12 protein-coding genes are annotated in these 13,008 nt (G+C 65.5%); 9 read left to right on the top strand and 3 right to left on the bottom strand.

Annotated features, from left to right (window positions below; genetic code table 11):
- The first annotated feature begins 244 nt into the window (after nt 1-244).
- Entirely contained in the window at nt 245-2,929 is a 2,685-nt protein-coding gene (locus AAC071_RS07225; RefSeq protein ID WP_339831276.1) for a bifunctional acetate--CoA ligase family protein/GNAT family N-acetyltransferase, read from the top strand.
- A 57-nt stretch (nt 2,930-2,986) separates the two neighbouring features.
- Here the strand turns inward: AAC071_RS07225 and AAC071_RS07220 are convergent, their stop codons facing one another.
- Entirely contained in the window at nt 2,987-3,454 is a 468-nt protein-coding gene (locus tag AAC071_RS07220; protein ID WP_339831275.1) for an Hsp20 family protein, read from the bottom strand.
- Nucleotides 3,455-3,648: 194 nt separating this feature from the next.
- Here AAC071_RS07220 and AAC071_RS07215 point away from each other — a divergent pair, with 194 nt between their 5' ends.
- The 6 genes from AAC071_RS07215 to AAC071_RS07190 all read left to right on the top strand — a co-directional run bounded on the left by AAC071_RS07215 (nt 3,649) and on the right by AAC071_RS07190 (nt 8,879).
- Complete coding sequence (locus AAC071_RS07215) at nt 3,649-4,860, top strand: amino acid ABC transporter substrate-binding protein (protein ID WP_339831274.1); 1,212 nt, start codon at nt 3,649-3,651, stop codon at nt 4,858-4,860.
- 16 nt (nt 4,861-4,876) lie between these two features.
- Entirely contained in the window at nt 4,877-5,779 is a 903-nt protein-coding gene (locus AAC071_RS07210) for a branched-chain amino acid ABC transporter permease (RefSeq protein ID WP_339831273.1), read from the top strand.
- Entirely contained in the window at nt 5,776-6,732 is a 957-nt protein-coding gene (locus AAC071_RS07205; RefSeq protein WP_339831272.1) for a branched-chain amino acid ABC transporter permease, read from the top strand. Before AAC071_RS07210 ends, AAC071_RS07205 begins: the two co-directional genes overlap by 4 nt.
- Nucleotides 6,729-7,472 (top strand): ABC transporter ATP-binding protein, encoded by a 744-nt coding sequence (locus AAC071_RS07200; protein ID WP_339831271.1) that lies wholly within the window; start codon nt 6,729-6,731, stop codon nt 7,470-7,472. Before AAC071_RS07205 ends, AAC071_RS07200 begins: the two co-directional genes overlap by 4 nt.
- Nucleotides 7,472-8,332: an ABC transporter ATP-binding protein gene (locus tag AAC071_RS07195; protein WP_339831270.1), complete on the top strand. Its 861-nt coding sequence runs from the start codon at nt 7,472-7,474 to the stop codon at nt 8,330-8,332. The genes AAC071_RS07200 and AAC071_RS07195 overlap by 1 nt, the downstream gene beginning before the upstream one ends.
- Nucleotides 8,333-8,456: 124 nt before the next feature.
- On the top strand, nt 8,457-8,879 hold the full coding sequence (locus tag AAC071_RS07190) for a hypothetical protein (RefSeq protein ID WP_339831268.1): 423 nt from the start codon (nt 8,457-8,459) through the stop codon (nt 8,877-8,879).
- A gap of 58 nt (nt 8,880-8,937) precedes the next feature.
- Here AAC071_RS07190 and AAC071_RS07185 read toward each other — a convergent pair whose 3' ends face one another.
- Entirely contained in the window at nt 8,938-10,494 is a 1,557-nt protein-coding gene (locus AAC071_RS07185) for a carboxyl transferase domain-containing protein (RefSeq protein WP_339831266.1), read from the bottom strand.
- A gap of 139 nt (nt 10,495-10,633) precedes the next feature.
- Between AAC071_RS07185 and AAC071_RS07180 the strand changes: the two genes are divergently transcribed.
- Nucleotides 10,634-11,008 carry an SCP2 sterol-binding domain-containing protein gene (locus AAC071_RS07180; protein ID WP_339831265.1) on the top strand — a complete coding sequence of 125 codons (375 nt, stop codon included), beginning with the start codon at nt 10,634-10,636 and terminating at the stop codon, nt 11,006-11,008.
- Nucleotides 11,005-11,952 carry an alpha/beta hydrolase gene (locus AAC071_RS07175; RefSeq protein ID WP_339831264.1) on the top strand — a complete coding sequence of 316 codons (948 nt, stop codon included), beginning with the start codon at nt 11,005-11,007 and terminating at the stop codon, nt 11,950-11,952. Before AAC071_RS07180 ends, AAC071_RS07175 begins: the two co-directional genes overlap by 4 nt.
- On the opposite strand, the gene hisN is transcribed toward AAC071_RS07175, so the two are convergent.
- The gene (gene hisN, locus AAC071_RS07170; RefSeq protein WP_339831263.1) at nt 11,949-12,758 is read right to left on the bottom strand and encodes a histidinol-phosphatase; all 810 of its coding nucleotides are present in this window, start codon (nt 12,756-12,758) and stop codon (nt 11,949-11,951) included. The two genes, AAC071_RS07175 and hisN, sit on opposite strands and share 4 nt — an antisense overlap.
- Nucleotides 12,759-13,008: the final 250 nt, after the last annotated feature.

The following is a 13,008-nucleotide window of genomic DNA, read 5'->3' as shown; positions in this document are numbered from 1 at the left end:
TGCCATGCAGATTGAGCGTGGCATAGCCCTTCTTCTCCGTCTGCGGATGAATCCATCGATTCCTGACGAGAAGGCATGGCATGCGGTCGATAGACGCGCCTGCAGAGCCATGATTCCTGTTCTCCCGGAGTGTGATGGGTGCGACGATAAACGGACCTGTGCCTGCTTCGCATTTGCGTCATAGTCCAGGTGCATCGTCGCGGTGCTGCCAGACGTCGGCACTCTCGTCAGGAAGGCCGAATTCATGTCGATCCGCAATCTCGACCGTATGTTCGCGCCCCGTTCGGTCGCCCTGATCGGCGCCAGTGGCCGGGAAGGCTCGGTCGGGCATGTCCTGCTGCAGAATCTTGCCGGTGCGGGCCTTGAGGGACCGATATGGGCCGTCAATCCGCGGGGCGGCCGTATCGGCGATGTCGAGCTTCATCGCGACATCGCCGGGTTGCCGCAGGCGCCCGATCTGGCCGTCATAGCGACACCGCCACAGACCGTGCCCGGACTGATTGCCGAGCTCGGCGCACGCGGCACGCGGGCGGCCGTGGTCATCACGGCTGGCTTCGGCGAGCTTGGCAAGGAGGGGCGGGCGCTTCAGAAGCAGATGCTCGATGCGGCGCGACCGCATCTGTTGCGCATCGCCGGGCCGAATTGCCTGGGACTGATGGCGCCCGGCAACGGACTCAACGCCTCGTTCGGTCACGTCCAGCCGCTGAAGGGCAATGTCGCCTTCGTTTCTCAGTCGGGTGCTGTCGTGACCGCCGTACTCGACTGGGCGACGAGCCGCGGCATCGGCTTTTCCTCCATCGCCTCTCTGGGCGGCATGGCCGATGTCGATTTCGGCGACATGCTCGATTTTCTGGCGGCCGATCCGCAGACAAAGAGCATCCTGCTCTACATCGAATCCATTTCCGACGCGCGCAAGTTCATGTCGGCAGGGCGGCAGGCGTCGCGCCTGAAGCCGGTCATCGTCATCAAGTCGGGCCGGCATGAAGCCGGTGCCCGGGCAGCGGCTTCCCATACAGGCGCCCTGGCCGGTTCCGATGCGGTCTATCATGCTGCCTTCCGTCGCGCAGGCATGTTGCGCGAACTGGGCATCGAGGATCTTTTCGAAGCGGTCGAGACCCTGTCGACACGCTCCGAACGGCGCCCCATTCTCGGCGACCGCCTCGGCATCCTGACCAATGGCGGCGGTGTCGGTGTGCTTGCCACCGATTTCGTCATCGATCAGGGCGGACGTCTCGCCGAGATCTCGCCGGAAACGGTGGCGGCTCTCGACAAGGTGCTGCCGCGCACCTGGAGTCGTGCCAATCCGGTCGACATCATCGGCGATGCCAACGCCGCGCGCTATACGCATGCGATGACAGCGATGCTCGAAGATCCCGGTATCGATGCGCTGCTGGTGATGAACTGTCCGACTGCCGTCGTCAACAATCTCTCTGCGGCTGAGGCCGTTATCGAAGCGGCGGCGGCAAGCAGCAAGCCCGTTTTCACCAACTGGCTCGGCGACAAGGGGGCACAGGCGGCGCGAGAAGCCTTCATGGCCAGTCGAATTCCGACCTATGACACGCCGACAGGCGCCGTGCGCGCCTTCATGCTGCATGTCAGGCATGACCGCAATCAGCGCCTGTTGATGGAAATTCCGCCGGCCGGTCCCGCCATGCCCCGGCGTGATCTTGCGGCTGCGCGGCGGCTGGTCGAAACGGCGCTTGCGGCCGGTCGTGAATGGCTGAGTGAGGTCGAGGCGAAGGCGCTGCTCGCGGCCTATGGCATACCGGTGGTCGAAACGCGGATCGCGCCATCGGCCTCCGAGGCTGCCCGGATCGCAGACGAACTCGGCTACCCGGCGGCCCTGAAAATCCTGTCGCCCGACATCACCCACAAATCGGATGTCGGCGGCGTCGCGCTGGCGCTCGAAAATGCGGCGGCGGTCGAGGAAGCCGCTTCGCGTATGCTGGCGCGCGTGGCACATCTTCGTCCGGGCGCCGAGATCGACGGCTTCACCGTGCAGCGCATGGCGTCGAAACCGGATGCCTATGAACTCATTCTGGGGCTCGTCGACGACGCGACCTTCGGTCCGGTCATCCTGTTCGGGCAGGGCGGCACGGCGGTCGAGGTGGTGCGGGACAAGGCGATGGCGCTGCCGCCGCTCAACCCGGTGCTGGCCGAAGATCTTATTTCGCGCACCCGCATCTCACGGCTGCTCGACGGCTATCGCGGGCGTCCGCCGGCCGATCGCGCGGCCATTGCAGGTGTTCTGATGGCGCTTGGCGATCTCGCCGCCGACAATCCTGAAGTGACCGAGCTCGACATCAATCCGCTCTGGGCCGACCATGAGGGTGTCGTTGCGCTCGATGCGCGGGTGCGCATTCAGCCGGCAAAAGGCCATGGCGCGTCACGTTTCGCGATCCGCCCCTATCCGTCGGCGCTCGAAGGTGCGCTTGCCGGGCGCGACGGACGTTCCTTTCCATTGCGCCCGGTGCGTCCGGAAGATGCGTCGCTGATCGACGACCTTCTTGCACATACGGATGCCGAAGATCTGCGCCTGCGTTTTCTGTCACCGCTGAAAAGGCTGCCCCGCCAACTGGCGGCGCGGCTGACGCAGATCGACTATGATCGCGAAATGGCCTTTGTCGTCTTTGCCGACGAGACATGTGCGAATCTCGCAGCCGTCGGGCGGCTTTCCGAAGACCCCGACCGGGAGCGAGCCGAATATGCCGTTCTCGTGCGCAGCGACATGCAGGGGCATGGTGTCGGCTATGCGCTGATGCAGCAGCTTGTTGCCTATGCCCGCATGCGGGGCATCGGGGAGATTTTCGGGCATGTGCTGCGGGAGAATCGCGGCATGCTCGACATGTGCGACGATCTCGGGTTCACGCGCCATCGCATGGATGGCGATCTCAGTCTGGTCGAGACGCGACTTTCGCTGAAGGACTGAATACAAGAAGGGGCGCTCCGGCCGGAGCGCCCCCGTCTTTCATGGATGGCATAGCCGTCAGTCGGCGGCCGTCGCCAGGTTGCCCTCGATCGTCTTCCCGCCGGCGGGTGCCGCCGAAATCTCGATCCGTCGGGGCTTCAGTTCCTCGGGCACGCGGCGCACGAGATCGACATGCAGCAACCCGTTCTCAAGACGGGCACCGTTGACTTCCACATGGTCGGCGAGCTGGAAACGCCGTTCGAAGCTGCGGCCGGCGATGCCCTGATAGAGATAGTTCGCCTCTTCCGGCTCGGCGCGCTTGCCGGCAATGGTCAGCACGTTCTGCTTGACCTCGATCGCGAGATCGCTCTCGGCAAAGCCGGCCACGGCCATGGTGATGCGGTAGTCATGCTCGCCGGTGCGTTCGATGTTGTAAGGGGGGTAGCTCGGCTGACCGGCGTCGCGGGTCACCGAGTCGAGGAGCGACTGGAGCTGGTCGAAGCCCACGGTCGAGCGGTAAAGCGGAGAAAAATCATAGCTGCGCATGGTTACATCCTCATTCAAGCGATGTGATCGACTGTGGAGGACGCTTCGCCGCCGCCATCACGGCCGGCGGCCGTCCTCCCCTCCGGGCCCGCAATCGACAGCGCCCGGCAAATTTTATTTGGGAATTTCACATACGGCCGTCAAGACGGGTATAAGGGTCCAGTTTCAAAAGCGGTTCCGAGGGGGAGACGGCAATGAAAAAAGGGCTCTTTGCCGGGGTTTTTCTGGGACTGGCGCTGCTTGTCGCACCGGCCGCGGCCGAGGAACCGGGCGTGATACGGCTCGGTGCCGCCGTTTCGCTTACGGGTAAATATTCCTCGAATGGCGCCTTCACGCGCAAGGGTTACGATCTTGCTGTCACGAAGATCAACGAGGCCGGCGGCGTTACCGTGGCCGGCAAGCCCTATCGGCTGGAAGTCATCTATTACGACGACGAATCGACGCCGGCGCGCGGCGCGCAACTGGTCGAGCGGCTGATCCAGCAGGACAAGGTGCAATATCTGCTCGGGCCCTATTCTTCGGGGCTGACCGAAGCCATCGCGCCGGTGACCGAGAAATACGGCGTGCCGATGGTCGAGGCCAATGGCGCGGCCATCTCGCTCTTCCGCAAGGGCTACCGCTATCTCTTCGCCGTTCTGTCGACCACCGACGAATATCTGCGCGGCGCCGTCGACATCGCGGCGCGGCTCTCCGACGACCCCGCGAAGCTCCGTGTCGCGATGGCGTTCGAGAACGACCCCTTTTCGCAGGATGTGCGCGATGGCGTTCTGGCAGACATGAAGCGTCACGGCATGAAGGTTGTCGTCGACGACAAGCTGCCGCCCGAACTCAACGACATGTCGGCGACCTTGTCGAAGGTCAAGGCGCTCCGGCCCGACCTGATGCTGATTTCCGGTCACGACAAGGGTGCATCGCTGGCCATCCGGCAGTTCGCTGACCAGCGCGTCAATGTGCCGATGCTGGCGCTGACGCATTGCGACTCGGCGCGCATCGCCGAGAATTTCGGACCGGCGGCCGAATATGCGCTCTGCGCCGCCCAATGGGCCTCGACCCTGACTTATGCCGACGACCTCTTCGGCAGCGCCTCGGACTATGCGCGGCTCTATGAGGAGACCTATGGCGAGGTGGCGCCCTATCAGGCGGCCGAGTCGAGTGCTGCCGTCCAGGTCTATGCCGATGCCTTCGAACGGGCGAAATCGCTCGACCCCGAAGATGTGCGCAACGCGCTGGCCGAAACGCAGATGATGACCTTCTACGGCCGGATCGAATTCGACGAGACCGGCAAGAACATTGCCAAGCCGACCGTGCTGTTCCAGGTGCAGGACGGACAATATGTCGTCGTCTATCCGGAGGAATTCGCCGAGGCGAAGATCCGCTGGCCGACGCCGCCCTGGTCCGAACGCTGAGAACGGAAGAGGTCTCGTGCTTGACAATCTTGCGCTGCTCGTTCAATTCCCTGCCGTCACCGTCGATGTCGTCGTCAACGGGCTGCTGATCGGCGCGATTTTCGCACTCGCCGCCTATGGCATGGCGCTGGTCTGGGGCGTGCTCAACATCGTCAATGTCGTGCAGGGCGAGCTTGTCGTGCTCGGCGGCTACGTGACCTTCCTGCTGGTGCAGGCGGGCATGCCACCGCTCCTTGGCCTGCCGGTTTCGGCGGTCGTCATGTTCGGCGTGGGCTGGGTCATCTACCGCGCCATCGTTTTCCGCGTGGTCGACAAGGATGTCTTCATTTCGATCCTTGCGACCTTCGGCCTTGCCATCCTGATCCAGCAGCTTGCCAATCTCTCCTTCGGCGCCGATGTGCGTTCGGTCGATGCCGGTCTCGGCTCGGCCTATTTCCTCGACGGCATGGTGACGGTCGCCTGGGTCAAGCTGATCGCCTTCGTGCTGGCGCTTGTCGCCGGCGCCGCGCTGTGGCTGTTTCTGCGGCATGCGCGGCTCGGTCAGGCGATTCGCGCCACGGCGCAGAACGCGCGCGCGGCGCGCATTCTCGGCATCGATACGGGCCGCGTCTATGCGGCGACCTATGCGCTCAATGCGGCGCTGTGCGGCGCAGCGGGCAGTCTCGCCGTCATGGCCTGGACCATCCATCCGTACATGGGCCTGCCTTATACGGTCCGTTCGTTCATGGTCGTCGTCGTCGCCGGTGTCGGCAATGTCGGCGCGGTGGTTGCCGCCGGGCTCGGGCTCGGCGCGCTTGAGAACGTCGCCGGCTTCGTGCTCGGCACCGAGTTCCAGATCGCCTTTGTCTTTGCGCTGATGGTCGCGATTCTCGTCTGGCGGCACGGACGCGCCGCGCGCCGCCGGGAGCACCTCAAATGAACCGGCTTTCCGACTGGCACATCATGGGCGTGCTTGCCGTGCTTGGCCTCGGCCTGCCGTTTCTTGCGCCCAGCCTCATCACGCAGCTTTCCTTTCTCTGGCTGATGGTCGTCTTCGCCCTGACATGGGACATGCTGGGCGGCCGTATGGGCTACAACTCCTTCGGCAATATCGTTTTCTTCGGCATCGGCTGCTATGCGGCGGCCGTTGTGCAGCGCGATGCGGGGCTGCCCTATTTCGAGGCGCTGGCGCTGGGGCTTGTGCTGGGCGCGGTGATCGCGGTTGCGGCGGCGCTGCTCTTCGGCGCGGCGCTGCTGGGTATCCGCGGCCACTACTTCGCCATCGGCACGCTCGGCCTCGGCATTACGGCGGCCGAGATCGCCGCCGGCTGGGATTATGTCGGTGCCGGCTCCGGCATGGCGCTGCCGCTTTATCCCGGTGCACTGGGGGCACGCGAACTGTTCTTCTGCTATGCGCTGTTTGCCGTCGCCATTGTCTGCTTTCTGAGCTTGCGCTGGCTCTACGGCACGCGTTTCGGCCTGGCGCTCAATGCCATTCGCGACGATCAGGACAAGGCCGATGCGATGGGCCTGCGCACGACGCAGATCAAGGTCTTCGCCTGGTGCGTTGCTGCCTTCTTTCTGGCGATATCGGGCGGGCTTGCGGCCAACATGATCGGCTTCATCGATCCGCGCGACGTCGCCTTTGCCGGCGCCACCTTCGGCGTCTGGATGGTGTTGATGGCGATTCTCGGCGGCAAGGGCACGCTCTGGGGGCCGGTCCTCGGCGCGGTCGTCTTTCACATCACGCAGGAGCTCTTCTGGACCTATCTGCTGGGATGGCAGCGCGTCGCGCTCGGATTGCTGATCGTCGTCATCGTCGTCTTCTTCCCGCAAGGGATCATGGGCTGGATCGCCGAGCGCCGCGCAGCGCGCGAAGGAGCGCGGCCATGAGCGTCATGCTCGAAGTGCGCGAGGTCACGAAACGCTTTGGCGGCGTCGTCGCCAACGACCGCATTTCGCTCACGGTGCAGCAAGGCGAGATTGCGGGGCTGATCGGTCCCAACGGTTCCGGCAAGACGACGCTGTTCGGCTGCATCACCGGCACGCTGCCGGTCGATGGCGGCGAGGTCTATTTCGAGGGCCGGCCGATTTCGCAGCTCCGCGCGGCGCCCATCGCGCGGCTCGGGCTGCTGCGTACCTGGCAGCAGACGCGCATCTATGGCGAGATGAGTTGTGCCGAGAACATGGCGATCAGCGCCCGCGAGGCGCATGGTGGGCTTGTGTCGCTGCTGAAGCCCGTGCCGGCGGCGACGCGCGTGCGCGCAAACGATCTCCTCGCCTTTGTCGGCCTGCATGAAAAGCGCGACGAGAAGGGCGGCCGTCTGAGCTTCGGGCAGCAGAAACTGCTTGAATTCGCGATGGCCCTGATGAACGAGCCGAGGCTGCTGCTCCTCGACGAACCGACCGCCGGCATCAATCCGACCTTGATCAACGGGCTGATCGACCGCTTGCGCCGCGCCAATGCCGAGCTTGGCGTCACGCTGCTCGTCATCGAACACAATATGCGCGTGATCATGAACCTCGCGCATCGCATCACCTGTCTGGCGCATGGCCAGGTGCTGGCGGAAGGCGCGCCGGCCGACATCCGCGACGATGCCCGCGTGCTCGATGCCTATCTCGGGGTCGCGTGATGTCGGAGAACGGCGACAACCTCGCGGGCGGCTACGGGCAGGGCGGCGTCGATACGGTGCTGTCCGTCGGCGATGTCGCGCGCGAGGCCGAAGCGATGGCACGCGCGGTGCCGCGCGCGGAGATCCTGTCGCTGGTCGCGGGCGAGCCACTGCTGACGCTCGAGGGTCTTCACGCCGGCTACGGCGCGATGGAGATCCTGCATGGCATCGACCTCGCGGTCGGCAAGGGGCAGAGCCTTTGTCTTGTCGGGCCCAATGGCGCCGGCAAGTCGACCGTGCTGCATTCGATCTTCGGCTTCACCAGGATCACCGCCGGCCGTGTCGTCGCGGATGCGCGCGACGTCACGCGGCTGTCGCCCAGCGAGAAGCTGAAGGATGCCGGCATCGCCTATATCCTGCAGGACAATTCGGTCTTTCCCGACATGACGGTCGAGGAAAACCTGCTGATGGGCGGCTATCTGCTGGCCGACCGCGCGAAGGCGCTGGCTGCGGCCGAGCGCGTCCTTGCGCATTACGATCGTCTTGCGAAAAGGCGCAACGAGAGGGCCGGCGTGCTGTCGGGCGGCGAGCGCCGCCTGCTCGAAATCAGCCGGGCGCTGATCATGGACCCGCAGGTACTGCTGGTCGATGAGCCGTCGATCGGTCTCGAACCGCGCATGATCGACATGGTGTTCGAGATTCTCGGCGAGCTGCAGCGCGGGCAGGGCAAGACCATCATCATGGTCGAGCAGAATGCCCGGCGCGGGCTCGATTTCGCCGATACCGGTTATGTGCTGGTCGCCGGCCGCGTCGCGCTGGCCGGCGCAGGCCGCCAGCTTCTCGACAATCCGGATGTCGGCCGCCTGTTTCTCGGCGGTTGAGCTCACGCACACCGCAAGGTTTTCTGCAGAAATCCTGGGGTGCGGCCGTTCATCTGCGGTTCAGCCAGGCGCGTCCATCCTTGTGCGCATACGGGGTATGTGCGGAATATGGAAGGACAGTGCGATGAAGAGGATTCTCGCTCTTGCCGGTCTGGCCGTCGCCCTTGGTTTCGGCGCGCCGGCCGTGGCGCAGGCGGCCGTGGTCCTGCCGGTCTCGGCCGGCATTCAGGGCGATGCGACGCTGCATCTCATTCACGGCAAGAAACATCACCACAGCTACCACGGCGGTCATCATCGTGGTCACGGTCAGGCATATCACCACCGGCCGCCCAAGGTCGTCTATCACCGCAACTACCGGCCGTGGTCTCACTGGCGGCCGAAGATCGTGCACCAGTATCACTACCATTCGTTCGGCGCGCCGGTTTACTACCACGCCCATCCGCGCTACGGCGACTACTACCATGTCCAGGCCCGCGACCGGAACAATGTGGCGCTCTGGCTCGGCATCAGCGCCATCACCGGGGCGATCCTGTTCTCGTCCTATTGATGGCGGCGCAACGACAATGAAAAGGCCCCGGTGACGGGGCCTTTTTCTCGTTTGGCCTTCAGGGACGCATCGTCGTCAGATAGGGGCCGAGCGTCAGCGCGCGGCGCGGTTCCACCCAGTCGAGCCAGTCGCAAAGCCTGCCCCTTGTTTCGCGCGGGTCGATCAGTTCATGCACCGAGAAGCCCTCGGCGCGCGGGAAGGGCGATTGCCCGGCGGCGAGTTTCGCTTCCAGTTCGGCGCGCAAGGCTTCCGGGTCTTCCGCTTCGGCAATCTGGCGGGCAAAGGCAACGGCCACGCCGCCTTCGACCGGCAATGCGCCGGTTGCCGCGCTCGGCCATGAAAGCACGAAGCCGTCGGGCCCGAAATGCGCGGCGCCGGCCACGCCGAAGACCTTGTGCACGATCACGCTCGCCCAGGGCACGCGGCTCTGCATCACGGCGGCGATCGCCGCCGTGCCGTGGCGGATGGTGGCCGCCTTTTCCGACGCAGACCCAATCATGAAGCCCGGTTCGTCGACAAAGGAAACGATCGGCAGGTGAAAGGTGTTGCACATGTCGGCGAAGCGGCGAAGTTTCTGTGCCGCCGCCGCCGTCATCGCGCCGGCATAGAAGTTGCAGTCATTGGCGATGACGCCGACGCTGGTTCCGTTCAGCCGCGCGAGCCCCGTGATCAGCGACGGGCCGAAGCGTTTGGTCATTTCGAAGAAGCTGCCATCGTCCATCACCGCCTTGACGATCCTGCGCATGTTGAAGGGCTTGCGGCGGTCCTTCGGCACGATCGAGAGCAGGTTTTCCTCGGCCCTGTCGCGCGGGTCGGTGCATTCGGCGCGCGGCGGCAATTGCCAGACATTATCGGGCAGGTAGGAGAGGAAGCGGGCGATCTCGGCCAGTGCCTCTTCTTCCGTCTTTGCCACATTGTCGATCACGCCCGAACGGGCATGCACATCCGGACCGCCCAGCTCTTCCTTGGTCAGGTCTTCATTCAGCGCGCGGGCGACCACCTTGGGCCCGGCGATCAGCACCTGCGCATTCTCGACCATCACCGAAAAATGCGAGGCGACGAGGCGGGCGGCCGGCATGCCGGCCACGGGGCCCAGCGCGGCGGCGGCCACCGGCACCTCGCCCAGCACCTGTGCGATCGAGCGGAAGCGCGGATCGGCAAAGACCGGCTCGCCCAGCGGCCGCGTGTTGCCCTTGGCGCCTGCGCCGGCCACGCTGCCGCCGCCGCCCTCATGCAGGCGGATCAGCGGCACCTTGTAAGTGAGTGCCAGTTCCTCGGCATAGACGCTCTTGCGGAGCCCGGCCGGATTGGGCGAACCGCCTTTAAGCGTGAAATCCTCGCCGCCGATCGCGACGCGGCGGCCGCCGATGGTGGCAAAGCCCAGCACATAATTGGCCGGTTCGAAATCGACCAGATTGCCGTCCGCATCGAAATGCGGCACGCCGGCGCCTTCGCCGAGTTCGCGAAAGCTGGCGGCATCGGCAAGACCGGCGATCCGCTCGCGCAGCGTCAGGCGGCCCTTCGCATGCTGGCGCGCCACCGCCTCTTCGCCGCCCTGACGTCTGGCCAGCGCCCGGCGGCGCCTGATCTCGTCGGTTTCCTTTTCCCAGCTCATCGGTCCGGCTGTCCTCCCCTTTTCGCGCAGCCCGCAAACCCTAGAGGAATTCGGCGGCACCGCCAAAACGGCAAGCCGCGATTGGGCAGCCGGGCATGGCTGGTGCTAGGATGGCGTCGGCAAACCGGATGGAATCGCGATGGTCGAGACGAGAAAAGCCCCTGCCGGACGGTCGGCGGAGATGGCCGCAAGCGCGGTCGACGGGATCGAGGCACTGCTCAGGGCGGCGCTTGCTGGCGACGTGTCGCTCGGCGCGACGCTGAAATTCGTGCATCCCGGCGCCGATGTGCTGGTGATCGACGGCAGGAAGACGCCCAACGAGGTGCACCGCCGCGATATCCCGGCCGATTGCACGGTGCATATCGATCCCCTGCTCAATCTCGACATCCTGCAGGGCCATGTCGACCAGAATGTCGCCTTCCGCCAGGGCCGGATCCGGATCGTCGGCGATCTTTCGGCGGTGACCCGGTTGCGGCCGATTGTGGCAAGGCAGGCTGGCGCGGTGAAGGAGTGAGCGCGCCGGTCGTTCTGATCCCGGACAATCCGATGCCCGAAGAGGGGCAGGCGCGCTGGCTCGCCCTGCCCGACGGGGCGCGGCTGCGGCTCTTCACCTGGGGCGGCGGCACGCGCGGCACGGTGTTTCTCTTCAACGGCCGCACCGAATTCGTCGAGAAATATTTCGAGGTGATCGGCGAGCTGCGGGCGCGCGGCTTTTCGGTCGTCTCGATCGACTGGCGCGGGCAGGGGCTGTCGACGCGCATGCTCGACGATCCGCGCAAGGGCCATATCGACGATTTCGCGACCTTCGACCGCGATCTCGCGCATGTCATGGCGGAAGTCGCGTCCGGCTTCCCGAAGCCGTGGTATGCGCTCGCCCATTCGATGGGTGGCAACATCCTGCTGCGCGGCGCGCATGACCATCCGGACTGGTTTTCCGGCGTCGTGCTGTCGGCGCCGATGCTGGGGCTGAAATTTCCGGGCCGGGCGATGGCGCTGGCGGTGCGGGGGCTTGCCGTCGGCCTCGACCGGCTCGGGCTCGGCGCGCGCTATGTGCCCGGCGGCACGCCCAGGGCCAATGACGAGACGCCCTTTGCCGAGAACATCCTGACCCATGACGAAGGGCGCTATGCGCTGCTGCAGGCGCTGACCCGCGCCGAACCGGCGCTGGGTCTCGGCTCGGCCACCATCGGCTGGCTGCATGCGGCCTTCCGTTCCGTCGACAAGGTCTCGGCGCCCGGCTGGCTTGCCGAAATCGAAACCCCGGTGCTGATCTGTCTGGCCGCGCAGGACGGGCTGATCGACGGCGCGGCGCTGCGTCATGCGGCGGCACATCTGCCGGCCGGCGAACTGGTCGAGATCGACGGCGCGCGGCACGAGATCCTGATCGAGACCGACCCCTGCCGCGCCGCCTTCTGGGCCGCCTTCGACCGTTTCACCGGGCGGCTGGAAGCGACCTAGGCGTCGGCCGCCGGGGCGAGGATCTCGAGCGCCGCCGCATGCAGTTCGGCATTGGCCGCCGCCACCACCTGCCCGCCCTGCTGCGCATCGCCGCCCGACCAGCTTGTGACGACGCCGCCGGCATTCTCGATGATCGGGATCAGGGCCTGGATGTCATAGGGCTGAAGCGAGCTCTCGACCACCAGGTCGAGCGTGCCGGCCGCCAGCAGGCAGTAGAAATAGCAGTCGCCGCCGAAGCGCCTGAGCTTCACTTTCGAGGTCAGTTCGCGGAAGGCCGCCTTCTCCGCGTCGCGGCGGAACATGCCGGGATCGGTGTTGCCCAGCAGCGCGTCTTCGAGCCTCGTGCAGGCGCTGGTCTTCAGGGCCCTTGTGCCATGCGGGCCGATCAGCTCGCTGCCGCCCGGGCGGCCCAGAAACGTCTCGCCGATATAGGGCTGCGCCATCAGCCCGATCACCGGCCGCGCGCCGTCATTGAGCGCGATCAGCGTGCCCCACAAGGGCACGCCGGTGATGAAGCTGCGCGTGCCGTCGATCGGATCGATCACCCAGGTCAGGTCGCTGGCGCCGTCATGATTGCCATGTTCCTCGCCCAGCACGCCGTGATCGGGATAGCGTTCGCCGATCAGCTTCCGGATCGCGGTTTCGGCGTCACGGTCGGCCGCCGTGACCGGATCGAAGGCGTAGTGCCCGCGCTTGTTGTCGACGCCGAGGCCCGAGCGGAAATGCGGCAGCGTCACGGCGGCGGCCGCCGCGCCCAGTTCGAGGGCGAAATGCGCCAGTTCGTCGATTTTCTGCGGAGAGAGCATTGGAGCGCCCGTCGCTTTCTGGAATGGAACGTTGTTGTCCAACACCTTATACAAAAAAAGCCACCCGCCCCTGGGGGGCGGGTCGAAAAATTCGAGCGCGAGCGAAGAATTTTTCGGGGCGGGGGCTGGGCATCGACGGCGACCCCGCCCCGAAATTTGTCTCGCTGGCGCGACCCAAATTTCGACCCTCCCCCAAGGATTCCTCTGCAAAACACAGTGTGCTTTGGTCGTCAGAGGGGGGGCGGATCGG

Origin of the sequence: uncultured Parvibaculum sp. (assembly GCF_963975745.1) — a bacterium.
Taxonomy (GTDB): Bacteria; Pseudomonadota; Alphaproteobacteria; order Parvibaculales; family Parvibaculaceae; genus Parvibaculum.
This window is presented reverse-complemented; position numbering and strand designations above follow the sequence as displayed.

Coding starts and splice junctions, on each gene's coding strand:
- AAC071_RS07225 (WP_339831276.1), top strand. CDS start 245: ATGTCGATCCGCAATCTCGACCGTATGTTCGCGCCCCGTTCGGTCGCC.
- AAC071_RS07220 (WP_339831275.1), bottom strand. CDS start 3,454: ATGCGCAGCTATGATTTTTCTCCGCTTTACCGCTCGACCGTGGGCTTC.
- AAC071_RS07215 (WP_339831274.1), top strand. CDS start 3,649: ATGAAAAAAGGGCTCTTTGCCGGGGTTTTTCTGGGACTGGCGCTGCTT.
- AAC071_RS07205 (WP_339831272.1), top strand. CDS start 5,776: ATGAACCGGCTTTCCGACTGGCACATCATGGGCGTGCTTGCCGTGCTT.
- AAC071_RS07200 (WP_339831271.1), top strand. CDS start 6,729: ATGAGCGTCATGCTCGAAGTGCGCGAGGTCACGAAACGCTTTGGCGGC.
- AAC071_RS07195 (WP_339831270.1), top strand. CDS start 7,472: ATGTCGGAGAACGGCGACAACCTCGCGGGCGGCTACGGGCAGGGCGGC.
- AAC071_RS07190 (WP_339831268.1), top strand. CDS start 8,457: ATGAAGAGGATTCTCGCTCTTGCCGGTCTGGCCGTCGCCCTTGGTTTC.
- AAC071_RS07185 (WP_339831266.1), bottom strand. CDS start 10,494: ATGAGCTGGGAAAAGGAAACCGACGAGATCAGGCGCCGCCGGGCGCTG.
- AAC071_RS07180 (WP_339831265.1), top strand. CDS start 10,634: ATGGTCGAGACGAGAAAAGCCCCTGCCGGACGGTCGGCGGAGATGGCC.
- hisN (WP_339831263.1), bottom strand. CDS start 12,758: ATGCTCTCTCCGCAGAAAATCGACGAACTGGCGCATTTCGCCCTCGAA.